1 protein-coding gene is annotated in these 793 nt (G+C 48.2%); it reads left to right on the forward strand.

Annotation, left to right across the window (positions count from 1 at the left end):
• A partial coding sequence (locus tag NK638_RS12335) for a transferrin-binding protein-like solute binding protein (RefSeq protein WP_274633241.1) occupies window positions 1-793 on the forward strand: 793 nt, incomplete at both ends.

Below are 793 nucleotides of genomic sequence, written 5' to 3' on the forward strand. Positions count from 1 at the left end.
CCGCCGCTCAGCAGGCACAAGCCGATGCTCAAGCCGCAGCAGAAGCGCAAATTGCAGCCGCTCAGCAAGCCATTCAAGCAGCAGCCGACGCCTTAGCTGCTTCTCAAATCAAAAACGCACCTGAAACTGCTAAATCCGGTGTGCAGCATATCAGTATCGATGCCACTGGACTAAATCAAGGTATGTTGACAGCCACGACTCGTGACTTTGGCATTACGGATGAGACGCAAGTACAAGCACGGGCAGATATCGCCTCTAGAGGATTAGTCTCTGATCCTGTAGCGCTTCAAGTCAGTGGTGACAATGATACAGCAGTAGCAGGATCTAGTGGATTCAACTCATTTGAAAACACCACCAAAGTGGTTACTGCTTCACTGGGTGAACAGGACCTTGTCTACACCTCAACCTACAAAGACTTTAGTGATGACTTAAGAGTGGCTCATATTGACGGTGCCGCTGCTGGCCTATTACCTGTCAATGGTGTGGCTGTCGTTGGTAATGCCACTCAAGCTGAGAACATGCCAACCGAAGGTAAAGTCGGCTATACAGGGGATGCTACTTACCGCGAGACTGGTTTAGACAAAAACATTCAATTTGGCACCTCAGTCTTTACCGCTGACTTTGTCGCCAAAAATCTAAAAGGCGATCTAGATTTTGGTGATAAGAAGATTGGTTTAGAAGCCACAATTGCAGGCAACCAGTTCTCAGGTAGCAAAGAGGGTTATAAAGCCGATGGTGGATTCTTTGGTGGAGATGCTCAGTATCTAGGCGGTGTTTATGAAGGTAATGGCGC

Source organism: Psychrobacter sp. A3 (genome assembly GCF_028823565.1).
Lineage (GTDB): Bacteria > Pseudomonadota > Gammaproteobacteria > Pseudomonadales > Moraxellaceae > Psychrobacter > Psychrobacter celer.